Raw genomic sequence first — 16,958 nt, forward strand, 5'->3', positions numbered from 1 at the left:
GTTTGAAATGCAACACGGCACATCTTACTCTTCAACTCATTCTTTTAAAACGTTGCACTTCTTATTTGAATCTAGGTCTTATAACGTTATCGAAATATTTTATTATGGCTATCTAACCAAAACGTCGATTAAACTCAGATTCATTCATGAATAATAGTATGATTACTTCGAAAAGAGAAATTATCGCTGGTATAAATGTCCAACAGAACAATAAATATAAAATACCCCAAAAAACTTGATTTAAATAAAATTTATGTATCCCAAAACCTCCTAAGAATAAAGCTAACAATATTGCAACGCCTTTGCTTTTTCTACTACTATCTACCCGTACGATAGTAGTATGGTTTTGAGTCGGCAAAGGAGGTGGGACAGCTCTAAAGGGTGCAGGTTTAACAATAGGAAAGCCGCAATTATTACAAGAGGCGCTTTGATTACTAATCGACTCAGAGCATTCAGGACATTTAATTAAAAACTTCATTTTAGAAGTTGGGAATCCACAATTAGTACAAGACACGCTTTGGTCGCTAATTTTATGTGTGCATTCAGGACAATTAATAATTGCCATATTTATTCCTGTATTTAGCTAATAGATGGCTTATTCCCATAGTCAAAATTGACTATATTTGTTCTGTCTAATTCGCTTCTGGGCTTATTTTGATACATTACTTACAAAGAACACCGATTTGTATCTACTAATTTCACTCATCTAGTTTATCTTGCATACAATTGGCACGCTCAATTGCCTTCCACTGACTATATTCCGGATCGTCCTTCCCTAGGTAAGCGCTGTTTACTTTTATAGCTTGTTCACATATTGCTCGCTCATCACTTTTTCTACGGGCTATGTCTCTCTCTCTTTTATCGTCCGCTGCTTTATTAACTACTTTTTCGTTGTAAGGTTCTTTTGTTTCTATTGGTGTTTCCCGTACTTTATATTCTTTCTCACTACCCGAGGGGGCATTTGATAATAAAACTTCCCTCGGTCTTGCTTCTACTGATATCACTGGCTCTGGCTTGAATTGCTCCCATGTTACCTTTTCAACTACTTCGTTCTTTGGAGCTTCTAGCGTTACTATTTTCTCAACTACTTCATGATGTTCTATGTTTTTTGACACTACTTTTTTGGTTGGACATATGAAGTTAACAATATCTTGATCTGTCCAATCCGGTGTTGGCGTATACCAATCCCCTAGGTCTGCTGATGTTAAGACCTCAAGATTATCTGATGAGGTTTTTCTTATCTTATCGTTTGCGCAGTCAATTTGCATTTCTCCATAAGCATCACTCTCGTTCCCTCTACGTGCATACTTAACATTTTCAATGCCATAAGATGCAAAGTGAGAGATGAGGAAATAGCGCCCATTTTCACCTGAACCAGAAAGTAACATTGGTATCTGTGTTAATGGAGAATCAAATACTGATTCTTGGACTTGTGGTGATTCTTTATCAGGTTCTGACTGCACTTCATTGTATTGTCTTGCTTTTTCTGTATAGCCATCATAAGCACTTACAAGCCAAAAGCCGATAAGAACTATAATAATGATTAGGAAGATAGTTGCGCCAGAACAGCCACTATTCTTTTGTCTTTGGCGACTATCTGCTAGTGAGCTACTGTTATCTATCTGTTCTGAAGGAGTAGGGAAACCACAACTAGGACAAGAGAGACTTTGATCACTAATTTTTTTAGAACATTCAGGGCAATTAATAAGAGCCATTTTTTTTCTACTTTATCTTCATGTGCAATATCCCGAGCACATTTCTGCAAGGTTAAGTACTAGAAAGTTGCTTAAATTTTTGGTAAATAAGATAAGGATTATAACTTATCAGTAATGTTTGAGCAACAAATGTCAAGATTTTATACTCTATAAAATAGAGTTTTTAAAGTCTATTTTATATATCATCACCAACAAAAAAGGCCACTCCCTAAAGAGTAGCCTTTTATCAATTATTAATTAATTAACTAAATTGTATTAGCTCACTTCTTTTAACCCTTGCTTAAGCATCGGCTTCAAGAACTCACCTGTATATGAGCCTTTTACTTCTGCAACTTCTTCAGGCGTACCTTCCGCGATAATCAGTCCACCACCTTTACCGCCTTCAGGGCCAAGATCAATTACCCAATCGGCGGTTTTGATGACGTCAAGATTGTGCTCGATGACCACGATAGTATTGCCTTTATCGCGTAAGGTATGCAGGATATGCAGCAACTTATCGATATCATGGAAATGCAAACCAGTGGTAGGCTCATCCAAGATATACAGCGTCTGTCCGGTATCACGCTTGGCAAGCTCACGTGCTAGTTTAACACGTTGGGCTTCACCACCTGATAGCGTTGGCGCAGATTGACCCAAACGGATATAGCCAAGACCGACATCCATCAACGCTTGCAGACGACGATAAATCGCGGGAATGGCGGAGAAGAACTCAGTCGCATCTTCGACGGTCATATCGAGCACGTCGGCAATGCTTTTGCCTTTATAATGAATCTCTAACGTCTCGCGGTTATAGCGCTTGCCTTCACAGGTATCACACGGCACATACATGTCAGGTAAGAAATGCATCTCAACTTTGATAAGACCATCACCCTGACACATCTCACAGCGTCCGCCTTTGACGTTAAAGCTAAAGCGACCGGCTTTGTAACCACGGGCGCGTGCTTCTTGCGTTTGCGCAAACATCTCACGTACTGGTGTAAAGACACCGGTATACGTCGCTGGGTTTGAGCGCGGCGTACGACCAATCGGACTTTGGTCGATATCGACCATTTTGTCCAAATGCTCAAGACCAGTGATGCTGTCATGCTTATCAGCGATGAGTGTTGACGCATTATTTAACTGGGTGGCCGCAAGTGGCATTAAGGTACGGTTAATCAAAGTTGATTTACCAGAACCCGAGACGCCAGTGATACAAGTCATAATTCCGATTGGCAGGGTCAAATCAACGTCGTGTAAGTTGTTGCCGGATGCGCCTTTTAGCTCAATAGTCATAGGGACTTTTTTCGGCTTAGCTTTCCCTTTAACTTCCATATCGATAGTTTTGGCTTTACGACGAATGCTTGGAATCTCAATTTTTTTCTTACCAGACATATATTGTCCAGTCAGCGATTCTTTATTGGCCATGATGTCATCGACCGTACCTTGAGCGATGATATGACCGCCATGTACGCCCGCGCCGACACCGATATCGATGACGTGATCCGCTTGACGAATGGCGTCTTCATCATGCTCAACGACCAACACCGTATTGCCCAAATCACGCAAGCGCGTTAGAGTTTTTAATAAGCGATCATTATCGCGCTGATGCAGACCGATTGATGGTTCATCAAGGACATACATCACGCCCATCAGACCCGCGCCAATTTGGCTGGCAAGACGAATACGTTGCGCTTCACCGCCTGATAAGGTTTCGGCAGAGCGGGCGAGTGATAGATAATCAAGACCGACACTGACAAGGAAGTTTAAGCGCTCGTTAATCTCTTTAAAGATTTTTTCCGCGACTTCGCCTTTATGACCGCCAATCTTTAGCGTTTTATAATAGTCAGCAGCATCACCGATAGACAGCTTAACGATTTGGGCGATGGTTTGATCATCAACGCGGACATTGCGTGATATCTCATTTAGTCGAGCACCATCACAGACGTTACAAGTGGTATCAGCTAAATATTTAGCCAGCTCGTCACGCACAAGATTGCTCTGCGTTTTGGCATAACGACGCTCTAGATAAGGTAGCACGCCTTCAAATGGTACGGTTTTATTGGTTTTACGACCGCGCTCATCGGTAAAGTTAAAAGTTAACTTTTCTTTGCCAGAGCCCTGCATGATGAGATCTTGCTGCGCTTTTGGCAGGTCTTGCCACGGTGCATCCATATCAATTTTGAAATGATTGCAGACGGTAGAGAGCAGGCCAAAGTAATAGGCGTGGCGCTTATCCCAACCGTTAATCGCCCCTTGATTGAGGGATTTTTCATGATGAGTAATCAGCTTCTCGGCTGAGAAATACTGACGTTTACCGAGACCATCACAGCTTGGGCAAGCGCCATACGGATTGTTAAAACTGAACATGCGCGGCTCAAGCTCAGACACGGCGCGATCACAAACAGGGCAAGAATGCTTGGCTGACATGACTTGGTTTTCATCGCCGCCTTCTTTTGGATTGCCATCCATAAAGTGTAGCGTCACCAAACCTTGGCCTAAACGTAGAGCCGTCTCCAAACTTTCAGCGACACGGTTGCCTAAGTCATCACGGACTTTAAAGCGGTCAACGACGACTTCAATCGTATGCTTTTTCTTTTTATCGAGCGTTGGTAGCTCGTCGGTATCGTAAACATCGCCATCGACGCGTACGCGCACAAAGCCTTGCCCAATCAATTGCTCAAGCAAAACCGTATGTTCGCCTTTACGCTCACGAATGACTGGCGCCAGTATCATCAGTTTAGTGTCGTCCGGCAACGCCATCACTTGGTCGACCATTTCGGTCACCGACTGCGCAACCATTGGCTCGCCATGCTCAGGGCAAAACGGTGTACCAATGCGCGCATAGAGCAGACGCAAATAGTCATAAATCTCGGTAATCGTCCCAACCGTTGAGCGCGGGTTATGGTTGGTTGATTTTTGCTCGATAGCAATCGCTGGCGATAAGCCCTCGATACTATCGACATCTGGTTTTTCCATTTGCGAGAGGAACTGACGTGCATAAGCGGAAAGACTTTCAACATAACGGCGTTGCCCTTCAGCATAAAGCGTATCAAACGCCAATGAAGATTTACCAGAACCTGATAAACCGGTGATTACCACAAATTTATCGCGTGGAATGTCTAAATCGATATTTTTTAGATTGTGCGTACGTGCGCCGCGTATTGCAATATGGTCATGTGCCATCGGTGATAGGTTTCCTATTTGCTAAAATGGTATTCGAAATGAGTATATATAATGTTAAGAAAGACTGGTTATGTCACTGGCTAGATCATGGTTTTAAATGGGTTGTTGCTTTTGTACAATGAGCATTTCTACAGAAATTCTGATTTTTATTAATATCTGATTTTTATCGGTCAATGTTGGTTGTTATTGAAATTTATTATTAGTAAACATTGAAGGGCGCTTTCAAACCGTTGCTAGTCATTCAACTGGTATTTAATGGCTAGTGGTATTTAACAGCCAAATGCATAAATTACAAGTAATAGACTAGCCTGATAATAGTGAATTTATTGGCCAAATGACATGTTTCGATTGTCGTTGTTTTATATAAATAGTGGTCGCTATACAATGATTCTGTCAGGCGAGAATGTCAGCGACGTTTTACTTTATTGTCATGATAGGCGCATTATTCAAGGTGCGATGACGCATCAGATGCACTTGGTAACAAAATTGTCGAGTAAAATGAATGAAGTGATCTCATATAAGCAGCATAGCGAGGCGAGCCGCATAAACCTCTAACTAAAAAGACATGGACAAAAACTGGTAGGAAGGTAAAAGTCTCGGCAACCAAACGGTGAATGTTTTATACTGTGGGGCTTGCATTATAGGTTGGGCGAAGCAGTGCGTACTTTTTTAAGGGACATTTGCCATAGAGTAAATGGCTCTTGATATCTTTTGAGACGCACACTTGACCTATAAGGATAGTGGCGCTATCTATTATAATAATGGCTAGCGCCCAGTTGTGACGTGATAAACCAGTGAGGCAAGTATGAATAGCGTAGAAAAACGGGCAATCCTCGGGGTCGGTGGCATTTTTGCCTTGCGCATGATTGGTCTGTTTATGATTGTGCCCGTCTTTTCTGTGTATGGTGATAATTATGCGCATGCGACGCCATTCTTGATCGGTTTGGCGGTCGGTATTTATGGGCTAGGGCAAGCTATCTTTCAGATACCGATGAGCCTTGCTGCGGATAAGTTTCCGCGTAAGCCAATTATCTTTTTGGGTCTGGTGCTATTTGCGCTCGGTGGTATCATTGCGGCAAATGCCACAGATATTTACGAAGTCATTATCGGGCGGGCGCTGGCAGGTAGTGGCGCGGTCTCTGCGGTATTGATGGCATTACTCGCTGATGTGACACGAGAAGAGATGCGTACCAAAGCGATGGCGACGATGGGCTTGACCATTGCGACCTCTATCATGTTGGCTTTTGCTTTCGGCCCTCTATTGGTCGGCTCGCTTGGTATTTCCGGGCTGTTTTGGCTCACGGCAGGCTTTGCGGTGCTAGCGATGCTACTGCTTTTCTTTGTACCGACACCGCTACGGGTGCTTAAGCATAATCTTGATAATAAATCGATTGGGCAGCAATTAGCGACAGTGCTCAAAATTGGCGATTTAAACCGTTTGCATATCGGTATTTTTGCCCTGCATTTAACGATGACCGCCATCTTTGTTATCTTGCCGCATCAGCTGAGTGACGTGATGGGTCTATCGGTACGCCAGCAGGGTTTGGTCTATTTGCCATTGCTATTTATTGGCTTTGCCGTTGCGATTCCATTCATTATCATCGCTGAAAAGAAACGCAAAATGCGTCAAGTATTCTTGGCGGCGATTGGCTTGATGACCGCAGCCCTCGCGATACTGGCATTAGGCAGTCAGGTCGGCATCGGTATCATTTTAGGATTGTTGCTTTATTTTATGGGCTTTAACTTGCTCGAGGCAACGATTCCCTCATGGATATCGAAGCGTGCGCCAGTGGCTAATAAAGCAACCGCGATGGGACTCAATTCTTCTAGCCAGTTCTTTGGCGCTTTCGTCGGTGGGGCGATGGGTGGTCTATTATTGAGCCAGCCTAATCTGTTAGCATGGGGTATCCTTGCAGCAGTGATGGCAGTGGCGTTGATACTCATTATTCCCATCGCTGATCCGCCGTATTTATCAAGTACCACGGTGACTATTCCCAAGAATATTAATATCCAAGATTGGTCACGGCAAATGTTGGCAGTAGATGGCGTGGATGAACTGGTCGTCATGGCAAAAGAGCAAGTGGCGTATTTAAAACTAGATAAAACCCAGCTCACAGATTTGTCGAGACAAGAGCTGTCACATTTGGCACAAAGCCCGCTCGATATTTAACAGATCGCTTGTCGTTAGCCTCAAAACTTAATAGATCGCTGTCGTTTTGATACGCATTCTTTAAATACACATTGTTTAAATGAAAACGGCTTAAATCATCAGGGTGTTTGCCTAAAGTCGAATTCTCATCTCTGTTTAAAAGGAATTAATATGAGCAAATTTAATACGCTATCTAGTCAGGTGGTCGGCATCAATGCGAAGACCGCCACGCCGTCAGCCATTGTTCATCGCTCGATGGCTAAGATTGCGATTGGTATGGGTCTAGCGGTCACGCTATTGACGACAGGCTGCGCCACTCAAAATATTCAGGCGTATCAAAACACCACACCAACGCTCGATATGCATGAGTTTTTCTCCGGTCAAATCGATGGCTGGGGCATGTTTCAGGGTCGTAATGGCGAGGTCAAAAAACGCTTTTATGTCGATATTGATGCCACTCACGAAGGCGAAAATGTTATTGTTTTGGATGAGAAGTTTTCATGGGCAGATGGCACAAAGTCGCAGCGCATATGGCGATTGACCAAGCAAGCTGATGGTAGCTGGAGAGGCACGGCAGGCGATGTCATCGGTGCAGCAAAAGGTGAGGTCGCGGGTAATACACTGCATTGGCAGTATCTGTTAGAGTTGCCCGTCGACGACAAAACTTATAAAGTGAATTTCGATGATTGGATGTATTTAGTCAATAAAGATGTCATGCTCAATCGCTCGGTCATGAAAAAATTTGGCGTAGAGCTGGGTAGTGTTACTCTTAGTATGCATCGCAATAACAATGATTCTAAATAGTTAAATAATGGTTCGCAAAGGGGGGGTATTGACCGAGAAGGATATTTTATTGCTATAAGTCAGCCAGATTTTAGCTTATAAATTATTCACGACAGGTGTTGTCGTATCTTGCCCACAGACTGCTAGATATTTTAAAAGAAAATAGTTAAAGTAAAACCATATTACTGATAGAATTAATTGTTTATATTAAAAACTCGATTAAAGCTTGTAATTAAATTATTCATAAGTAAAAGGACGGAACTATGCGCGGAGTTAATAAAGTTATCATCATTGGTAACCTTGGAGCAGACCCTGAGGCACGTCAATTTAGTAATGGCGGTAGCGTGACCAATATTTCGGTTGCGACATCAGAACAATGGACAGACAAGCAAAGTGGTGAAAAGAAAGAGGCCACCGAATGGCATCGTATTTCACTCTTTAATCGTTTAGGCGAAATCGCTGCGCAGTATCTACGTAAAGGCAGCAAAGTCTATATCGAAGGCAGCTTGCGTACGCGTAAATATCAAGATCCCAATGGTCAAGATCGTTATATTACTGAGATTCGTGCTGAGCAAATGCAAATGCTAGATGGTGCCACGGGTGGTCAAGACAATGTCGGCTTCAGTAATAATAACCAAGGTGGTCAAAATCAAGGCGGCTATGGCAACCAAGGCGGTCAGAATAATTTTGGTCAGCAAGCAAACAACCAGTCAGCACAGCAAGGTGGTTACAACCAAGCGGGCGCGGCAGCTTCGCAAGGCGGTAATCAGAATAGTTTTAATAACAACCAAAATACGCCTGCTCAGTCGAATCAGTTCAATAATCCAGCGCAAACACCTGCTCAATCAAAACCGACAGCAATGCCAGATGGCCCAGTTGATGATGATATCCCATTTTAGGATTTACCTAAGACTTATATGTAAAGAATATACTATTAACCCCCGTAATCACGGGGGTTAATAGTATATATATAAATAAAATAACGTAAAGAATATATTGAGTAAATAATGGATATAGTGTACCTTGTAAATATGTAAAGTATTAGGGTATTGCGATGAGAAAATCTTTCGGAACAACAGCTTTTTCAATGAATAGTGGAGAGCGTTATTGTTTGGTCGTCGATCAAATAACACAGCTCCCTGTCTATCATCCTAATCTATTTATCACAACTCAGATTCGTAATAAATCAGACTCGTTTTCAACTATGTTATCAGCTGCTAATAACTTAGTAATTTTTCTTGAGTTCCTAAAGGAAAGAAATATTGATCTTGAAGAGAGAGTTATAAGCCGAGAGTTTATTGGGATTAATGAATTAGACGATTTACGTGACTATACTCAAAAACGTCTTCCAAAGACCATTAATAGAAATTCGTCACGTATCGGGAAGGCTGAGAATGTAGTTAGCTCTATAACTCATTACATGCGTCTGACTACAGTTGCTCAATACATAAGTTGGTATTCTAGTCATTTAATAAAACAGCCAAACGCTGCTGAAGCTAGAAAAATTAAAAGCATGGAAACACAAATTAAAGCACGACGCCCAAGAAAAAGAGGTAGAAATCGAGACAAGGACAAGTCTCTTGATGATGAACAATTGGAAGTATTGTTTGAGGTGATAAGGCTAGAATCTCCTCTTAATCCATTTAGCCAAAAAGTACAACGCCGTAATCGTGTGATCATCTTAATTTTATACTATCTTGGAATTAGAGGTGGTGAACTTCTCAACCTAAGAATAGGTGACATCGATTTCTCCAGACATCAGTTGAAAGTAATTAGACGGGCTGATGAGAAAGAAGATCCGAGAATACAAGAACCAAATGCTAAAACGTTAGAACGTACCATACCTATTGGAGAGGTTCTCAGCAAAGAGCTGCACGAATACGTTACGAAAGACAGGCGTAAAGTTAGTAATGCTAGGAAAAACGATTTTCTGTTTGTTACTCACAAGGAAGGACCGACAGTTGGGCAGCCTATATCCAAGTCTAGTTATTACAAAATTTTTAATATCGTAAAGTTTGTATCGCCTCAGCTTCATATATTAACTGGTCATAAGCTACGTCATACATGGAATTATAAGTTTTCAGAAAAAATGGACTCAATGGATGAATCTGTAAGTGAGGAAAAACAAGAACAAATTCGTTCCTATATTATGGGATGGAAATCGGGTTCTGGTACAGCGATGCATTACAATAAAAGATTTATCCAACAGCAAGCTAAGAAGGCAGCTTTAGCGCTTCAGTCAAATAATGGTACTCGATTACCAGAACAAGGATTATCAAATGAATAACTTAGCTGTTAAAACTCCTAATATTACTGATGCAGAGCATTCTAAAAGCAATAAAAAAATATATGCGAAAACAAAAGGTTATTCTTTCAAAATCTATGAAAAAGAATGGGTGTTAGACAAAAATAGCACTATTAACTTAAATTATATTCATCAGAAACTGAATGATAGAGTTCTAGATGGTTGTATTAGCGCACTAGTCTTTTATGCTTCCAATTATTCAGCTAGCCACACTTATAATGTAGTTGCTAGATTCAATCATATGATTAAAAGCACAGGTTCTTCTGTAATTAATGACACTATGTTAATCAATTATAGAGCTTCCTTGGGTAAATCTCATGAGTGGTATTTAGGTACGGTTAGAGGGTTCTTAAGAAAATGGTATGAGCTTGGCTATTATGGTGTGGATGAAGATGTAATTCGATTGCTCGACAGTTGGACGATTAAAGGTAATAAGAAAGGGGATGCTGTTAAGCGTCAAGATCCTCAAGAAGGCCCTTTGAGTGACAATGAACTTCAAGCTTTTAATGAAGGTGCGGTTACTGCGTTTGAACAAAATCTAATTACACTCAACGAGTTTGCGATTTCACTTGTTACTAGCAATACGGGTCGTCGCCCAGTTCAAATTTCTCACTTAAGGGTTATAGATATTTTATGCGGAACAAATAAGAGAGGTGATCCCTTCTATATACTTAACATACCTAGAGCAAAACATAGTGAAGGATTTAGAACTCAATTTAATCCTCTTGCTGTAACACAAGAGTTATGGGCTATTCTTTCAGCTCAGTCAAAAAGTGCTATTTCGTTGGTTGAAGAGAGTCTTGGTATTGAGCTAAATGAAGATGATCGTCAGCAAGTTCCTCTGTTCCCTGACTATAAAAGGGTTGAAAAAGTGGGATCTCTTTTTGAGTTTAGGGCTTTATTAGTAAGTGATAAGTTGCACATTGCATCTAATAAAGTGACAGACACCTTACAACTTGTAGTAGCAGCAGCAGGTATTAACTCAGAAAGAACAGGTGGTGAGTTGCCTATTGACGCTTATAGGCTTAGATATACTACAGGCACTAGAGCTGCTCGTGAAGGGTTTGGTAAGTTAGTTATAGCAGAGCTGCTAGATCATAGGGATACTCAATCGGCTGGTATATATATTGAAAACATACCTGAGCATGTAAAGCGTTTAGATGAAGCAGTTGGTTTTCATCTTGCTCCTTATGCGCAAGCTTTTGCAGGTGTATTAGTTGATTCAGAAAGAGATGCTGAGCGTGGTAATGATCTTAGTAGTCGAATTCGTACTGAAGAAGGCTCTAATATAGGCACGTGTGGAGAGCATGGATTCTGCGGTGCAAACGTTCCTATACCTTGCTATACCTGTATTCATTTCCAGCCGTGGCTTGATGGTCCTCATAAAGAGGTATATCAGGACTTACTGGATGAACGAGAGCGAATCAAAGATATTACTGGTGATATAGAGGTAGCAGCAATACTGGATAGGAGCATCGTTGCTGTAGCTGATGTTATTATGCGCTGTGAAAAGCGTCATGCTGAACTTAATGAGCAGAGAGGTGTTGATCATGCCTAATGTTTTCCAGTTTAAGTCTAAAGTGGAGCTAACAACCGCAGCTAACTTAGAAGCTTTTATAATTGAATGTCGTGAAGACTTAACGGTATTTGGCGCTGATTTAGATTGGGATGCTTATGTTTGGCCAAAGGTAGCTGTATTTGCAAAGCTTGGTGTCACAACACGTAAGCCGAAGCAAGAAGAGTTAATGGATGAAAGTTTTGTGGAGTTCGCCAAGGCATATTTTCGTTATCAACAAGGTCATAAACCTACTGGTACTAAAAATGAGCTCAAAGCGCTTCGAGTGTTAGAGGCCGCTCTTATACAAGTAAATGAAGAAGCATTAATTACAGGGTTATCTATTACTTGTCTAGATGAGGCTGCTTCTTTGGCGAGAGAGTATTATAGTGAGGGAGCTGCTTATGCTTGTGGGAGAGAGATTGAGAGATTGGCTGAGTTTGTAACTGATAACCAGCTTATTAATGCGAATTTAAAATTGTGGCGTAATCCTATTTCCCGTCCAACAGATACTACCAGAACAGGTAAAGAAGCAAAAAAAAATAGAGAAAAAAAGTTACCTAACGAAATAGCTCTTAACGCATTAGCCGAAATATTCGCTAGTAATCCTGCGGAAGAGCGAGATGTTTTCACAACATCAATATTCGCAATGTTAATGTCTGCACCCTCTCGAATTGCTGAGGTAATGGCATTACCAGTAGATTGTGAAGTATTTGAAAAAGATAGTGAAGGTGTAGAGCGCTATGGATGGCGATTTTTTGCTGGGAAAGGATATGAAGGAGATATTAAGTGGATACCTACCGTCATGGTAGAAGTGGCCAAAATCGCCGTTGATAGAGCTAAAAATCTATCCTTGGAAGCTCGTAAGCTTGCTAAATGGATTGAGGATAATCCTAATAAGTTTTATCGACACGAGAACTGTCCGAACGTAGCCGACGATAAGCCACTTACCATGGAGCAAGCCTGTCAAGCGTTAGGGCTAGCTTATGATACTAAAGACATCTGTTACTCTAGTTTAAACGGTAGAGGCCTTGATCACCATGATGGAATGAATACCTTAGATAGTCTTTGGCAGCACGTAAAAGGTAGATTACCTGATAGTTTTCCATGGTTCGATGAAGATAAAGGTATTAAGTTCTCGAATGCACTATTTGCACTAAATGCCAATCAATTCCATGGTAATAGACCGCGTTTGCCTACTGAACTTAAAAAGCCTGATACGAACTTTTTTAACAATGATATTGGTACTCGTCCAGCTTTGGAAGGTAAACATAAAACTATATTTGATAGGTATGGTTATTTTGACAACGATGGTGAACGATTAAAAGTCACATCGCATCAAGCTCGCCACCTGCTCAATACTATTGCACAGCGGGGTGGTTTATCCAACCTTGAAATAGCTAAATGGTCTGGTAGAGCGGATGTAAAACAAAATCGCACCTATAACCACATGGCTGACTATGAAATGGTCGCTATGGCAGAGAGGATTGATCCCTCGAAAGCGCTTTTTGGCCCTTTAGGTAAAGTGGAAAATCATCTTCCAGTCACTGCTCAAGAGTTTAATACCCTTGAGCAAGCTGCTGCTCATGTCACAGAATATGGATTTTGTGTACACGACTTCACAATGAGTCCGTGTGAAAAATATAGAGATTGTATCAATTGTACCGAGCAAGTATGCATCAAAGGCGATGCAGCAAAACTAGTTCGTATGAAAGAACGTCTTGATAAAATAGAGAAGATACTAGTTAAAGCTGAACAAGCAGTTAAAGAAGGTGATATTGGTGCTGATAGGTGGTTAAATCACCATATAAAAACAGCCAATAGATTGCGTGATCTTATCTGTATTCTAGAGAACCCAGATATAGATGACGGTGCACAAGTTAAGCTTCGTGGTAATGACTTCAGCCAGTTACGTCGTGTTGCTGAAAAGAAGTCTATAAGTATGGTTGTTGAGAATGATGTTGAATTTAAAGAAGCATCAATTTTAGAGGATCTCACAGATATACTTGGAGGCGGTTTTGGCTAAAAATCTCAACAGACAAGAAATACAAGCTATCGTCAATCTAATTCGAGGTTGGGATGAGCCTAAAATTACGTGGGCAGCGATTTGCGAGGATGTAGAGCCGCTTGTAGGCAAGAAGCCTACAAGACAGTCTCTAAGCGCTCATGAGACCATTACGGCTGCTTACCAAGCTAAAAAAGACACACTTAAGGGGAAATCGCCTACTAAGCCTCGGCCCGCTAGTTTAAATGCAGCAGCTTCAAGGATTGCTAACTTAGAAGCAGAGCTTGCAGAACTCAAGGAGCAAAACCGTCGATATAAGCAAATGTTTGTATTGTGGCAGTACAATGCTTACAAACATGGAATGACAGAAAGTAAGCTCAATGCATCTATGCCAAAAATTGATCGTGAACGGTCTGACAATGAGAAGCGATGATGTTAATCATCCTGCTTCTTTATATTCGGTACAATATTATTCTCATTGCTTAACCATTCTATACCAGCTTCAGTTGTTGAATATGTTTGGTTAGGGTGGTTAGGAGTTTCAGCATACGTCTGACTTAGTAGTCCCTTACTTAGAAGTGAATTGATATATTTTGTACGTAAATAGTCTGAATTTCTATTAATTGATTTTGCTAATTCCTCTGTACTAAATTTCTGCTGATTGCATAGAAGAAGAAGTATACCTTGTATCTGCTTCATCGAAGCCTTCTTAGGAAGGTCATTTAGTTGGCTTAAAGTTTTTTGTGGTAGATCTTCTATTTTCTCTATATCTGAAAGGTCTAGTAAATACTGATCATTAGCTCCTGAGGTTTGATCACTAGCTCCTGAGGTTTGATCACTAGCTCCTGAGGTTTGATCATTAGCTCCTGAGGTTTGATCACTAGCTCCTGAGGTTTGATCACTAGCTCCTGAGGTTTGATCACTAGCTCCTGAGGTTTGATCGCTAGCTCCTGAGGTTTGATCGCTAGCTCCTGAGGTTTGATCGCTAGCTCCTGAGGTTTGATCGCTAGCTCCTAAGTTATTTTGTTTGATTTTATTATTTTTGATTCGGCCACTAGGGTTCAAGCCCAAGGCGTGCTCAGTTAGAGTGTAGGTGGTAGAGCTCCCACCACCTTGCTTCTGTAATAAATCTTTTTTGCAAAGCCTAGATAAAAGGCGACTTGCTGACAATGTTTCTAATTTAGTTATTTCTCTAAGAGTACTGTTATCAACTGCACCTGTTTCGTGAGCTAGCATAAGCGCCATAGCATCATCGTCTGACAAATCATGATTATCAAAAGCTTCAAGCCACTTTAATTGCTTATCGTCCATTAATTGATGTAAAAGAAAAGTAGCTTTAAAGTAGTTTCTAGTATGATCACTATCAAACTTAGGCTCACTTAGCCCAGCTTGTTTAAGTTTAGCTCTCATAGTGCGAATGCCACTTCCTTTAGTTTCTGCCAGCCTCAAATCATATAACACAGAGGCTATTAGCGGATTGCGTGTTAACGAGCTAGAGCTGTCTAATGCGTCTAAGGGTTTTAGAGAGTAACCAGCATTTTGTAACTCTAATCGATCTTTGTATCGGTTAATTTGGGAAGGTTGATTTTCAGAATAGTCACGATGCATAACCATGTTTACTAAAGCTTCTCGAACAACCCTTTGCGGTAATAAAGGCTCATCAGATCTTTGCAGCTCGTTTTCGTTTAAGCGAAAATGATTGGGCATATCATCCATAATCATTGCTTCAATTCGAGGTATCATTAAGATTAAGGGCTCACGAAAATCTTTTGTGTAAATAAATCGCTCATCACTATGTTCAACCCATTGTGTTCCTGCACTACGAATGTAGTCAACACGAGCCATAGGAAGATGACGACGAAGTGCTAATGAAGAGCCGAACAATAATAAGCCAGCAATATTCGGTTTGAATACTCCATTCTTTTCTTGAATCAAATTAAAAGAAAGAAGTAAGTCAGTATCACTATAATCTAGTTCAACTGCATCAGGCTGTACTTTAGCTCGTTGCTTTCGATAAAATGCAATCACATCGGGATCAATGTCCGACCAAGAAGCTTCTGGTAGAACTATATTTTCAAATGATTGACCAGTTTTAGAAGCAATAATGTCATAAAGATCTTCAATTTTAGCTTCATAATCACCATTGATGCCGCGCCGCCATATACCAGTTTTAGTAAAGTTTTTGCTTTTTTTGCCACTACTTATAAAACCACAAGGCTTAGAAGCTGCATCAAGTTCGAAAACTTTGATTACAATAACTTTTTTATTTTCTAAATCGAGAATGCCAGCGTCTATATGAATAGCTGTATTAAATTGATTGCGACAGTTATTTTGTAGGTCATTAAGAATTTTATCCACATCATCAACGCCGCTTACCCAGTGCTTCTCGTGATTTTCATTTGGTTCTGAAACACCTAATAGTAAATATCCACAACTAATGTTAGGCTCATTAGCAAACGAGCAGACAGTCTGCATTACTGAATCGCCAATACTGTTTGTGGCACGCTTGGCTTCAATATTTTGAATCTCAGATGAGTTGATTAGTTCGTGATAAACGCCTAACATTTCTTCTTTTAATAACATTGGATATCCATAAAATATAATGAGCTACTTTTTCTTAAAGAACGGACAAAAAATTATAAAATAACGTGCTGTATAGTAAAATGCTGTCGTTAAGGTATACAAAAAGACACTTTGCGAATAGGTAAATAGAGCTTATGCGCTAGTATAGCAAAAGGGAATGCCATACAGATAATATAACACTTGTGAATTAAGAGCATGTAGGCAGGTATCGACTAGAAGCGCAGACACTATCAAGCACAAGGGCAATACGGAAGCTTTCGATTGAAGCTAGAAATAAAAAGCGAATGCTTCAATAGTAAAAAAGACTTATATGATTTATTGCACAAAAGTATCAAAGTCTATCCAAGTAATAGATTTCGACATCTCCATAACTGTTTAATTTAGGAAAATCATGAAATTAGAAGACATCAAACGCTTAGAAGACCAACTTTGGGAAGCAGCAGATACCCTGAGAGCCAATACTGATCTTAAACCTAACGAATATGCTACGCCTGTCTTAGGTCTGATATTCTTGAAGTTCTCCGACAACAAATATGCGGCTTATGAAGAGGCGATCCAAGCTGAGTTTGAAGAGTTACAAGGCACTCGCCGTGCCAAAAATATTGAGGATATTGCTATAAAGCACGAGCCCATCCCGAATTCTGTGTAACTGCCATTTAGATTAAGTGCTTACTAATACGATCATCAAACATAATCATAAA

Annotated in this window: 12 protein-coding genes; 8 read left to right on the forward strand and 4 right to left on the reverse strand. The window is 40.6% G+C overall.

Features of this window, described 5'->3' with window-relative positions; all coding sequences use genetic code 11:
- Window positions 1-112 precede the first annotated feature (112 nt).
- From AAEY80_RS13435 to uvrA, 3 genes are all read right to left on the reverse strand, one after another.
- Window positions 113-565, reverse strand: coding sequence for a TM2 domain-containing protein (locus tag AAEY80_RS13435; RefSeq protein WP_227692085.1), 453 nt, complete (start codon window positions 563-565; stop codon window positions 113-115).
- Between the two features lie 133 nt (window positions 566-698).
- A complete protein-coding gene (locus tag AAEY80_RS13440; protein WP_201567699.1) occupies window positions 699-1,715 on the reverse strand; it encodes a zinc ribbon domain-containing protein in 1,017 nt (338 codons plus the stop codon).
- 255 nt (window positions 1,716-1,970) lie between these two features.
- Entirely contained in the window at window positions 1,971-4,877 is a 2,907-nt protein-coding gene (gene uvrA / locus AAEY80_RS13445; protein ID WP_350588460.1) for an excinuclease ABC subunit UvrA, read from the reverse strand.
- 805 nt (window positions 4,878-5,682) lie between these two features.
- On the opposite strand from uvrA, the gene AAEY80_RS13450 reads away from it, so the two are divergent.
- From AAEY80_RS13450 to AAEY80_RS13480, 7 genes are all read left to right on the forward strand, one after another.
- Window positions 5,683-7,047, forward strand: a complete 1,365-nt coding sequence (locus AAEY80_RS13450; protein ID WP_350588462.1) for an MFS transporter — start codon at window positions 5,683-5,685, stop codon at window positions 7,045-7,047.
- Window positions 7,048-7,197: 150 nt separating this feature from the next.
- On the forward strand, window positions 7,198-7,830 hold the full coding sequence (locus AAEY80_RS13455) for a DUF3833 domain-containing protein (protein WP_264754740.1): 633 nt from the start codon (window positions 7,198-7,200) through the stop codon (window positions 7,828-7,830).
- 242 nt (window positions 7,831-8,072) lie between these two features.
- Window positions 8,073-8,708 (forward strand): single-stranded DNA-binding protein, encoded by a 636-nt coding sequence (gene ssb / locus AAEY80_RS13460; protein ID WP_201578088.1) that lies wholly within the window; start codon window positions 8,073-8,075, stop codon window positions 8,706-8,708.
- A gap of 155 nt (window positions 8,709-8,863) precedes the next feature.
- Window positions 8,864-10,096, forward strand: coding sequence for a tyrosine-type recombinase/integrase (locus AAEY80_RS13465; protein ID WP_025652639.1), 1,233 nt, complete (start codon window positions 8,864-8,866; stop codon window positions 10,094-10,096).
- Window positions 10,089-11,672 (forward strand): site-specific integrase, encoded by a 1,584-nt coding sequence (locus AAEY80_RS13470; RefSeq protein ID WP_025652638.1) that lies wholly within the window; start codon window positions 10,089-10,091, stop codon window positions 11,670-11,672. The genes AAEY80_RS13465 and AAEY80_RS13470 overlap by 8 nt, the downstream gene beginning before the upstream one ends.
- Window positions 11,665-13,695 carry an integrase gene (locus AAEY80_RS13475; RefSeq protein ID WP_025652637.1) on the forward strand — a complete coding sequence of 677 codons (2,031 nt, stop codon included), beginning with the start codon at window positions 11,665-11,667 and terminating at the stop codon, window positions 13,693-13,695. The genes AAEY80_RS13470 and AAEY80_RS13475 overlap by 8 nt, the downstream gene beginning before the upstream one ends.
- The gene (locus AAEY80_RS13480) at window positions 13,688-14,107 is read left to right on the forward strand and encodes a hypothetical protein (RefSeq protein WP_025652636.1); all 420 of its coding nucleotides are present in this window, start codon (window positions 13,688-13,690) and stop codon (window positions 14,105-14,107) included. Before AAEY80_RS13475 ends, AAEY80_RS13480 begins: the two co-directional genes overlap by 8 nt.
- 2 nt (window positions 14,108-14,109) lie before the next feature.
- On the opposite strand, the gene AAEY80_RS13485 is transcribed toward AAEY80_RS13480, so the two are convergent.
- Complete coding sequence (locus tag AAEY80_RS13485; protein WP_025652635.1) at window positions 14,110-16,257, reverse strand: ATP-binding protein; 2,148 nt, start codon at window positions 16,255-16,257, stop codon at window positions 14,110-14,112.
- Window positions 16,258-16,648: 391 nt separating this feature from the next.
- Here AAEY80_RS13485 and AAEY80_RS13490 point away from each other — a divergent pair, with 391 nt between their 5' ends.
- Entirely contained in the window at window positions 16,649-16,906 is a 258-nt protein-coding gene (locus AAEY80_RS13490; RefSeq protein WP_025652634.1) for a type I restriction-modification system subunit M N-terminal domain-containing protein, read from the forward strand.
- Window positions 16,907-16,958: the final 52 nt, after the last annotated feature.

Origin of the sequence: Psychrobacter sp. 78a-MNA-CIBAN-0178 (assembly GCF_040309625.1) — a bacterium.
Taxonomy (GTDB): domain Bacteria; phylum Pseudomonadota; class Gammaproteobacteria; order Pseudomonadales; family Moraxellaceae; genus Psychrobacter; species Psychrobacter okhotskensis.